The 244-nt window shown below is 79.5% G+C and carries 1 pseudogene; it reads left to right on the forward strand.

Features of this window, described 5'->3' with window-relative positions:
• Positions 1-244 (forward strand): annotated as a pseudogene (locus tag KVT14_RS20930) (acyl-CoA dehydrogenase); the annotation flags it as partial.

Consider the following 244-nt stretch of genomic DNA (forward strand, 5'->3'; position numbering starts at 1 on the left):
CTCGACGCCGCCGCGACCACCTGGGGCGTGTACGCGTCCGAGGACCCCGGCCCGGCGCTCACGGCCACCGCCGTGGACGACGGCTGGCTCCTCGGGGGCACCAAGCCCTGGTGCTCGCTGGCGAGCGACCTGGACGCCGCGCTCGTCACCGCCCGCGTGGCTGACGACGGCGCCCGCCGCGGCCTGTTCGCCGTCGACCTGCGGGCCGCGGAGGTCCAGCCCGTCGGCGCCCCGTGGCCGTCGC

Origin of the sequence: Cellulomonas sp. GbtcB1 (assembly GCF_019091725.1) — a bacterium.
In the GTDB taxonomy this organism is placed as follows: domain Bacteria; phylum Actinomycetota; class Actinomycetes; order Actinomycetales; family Cellulomonadaceae; genus Cellulomonas.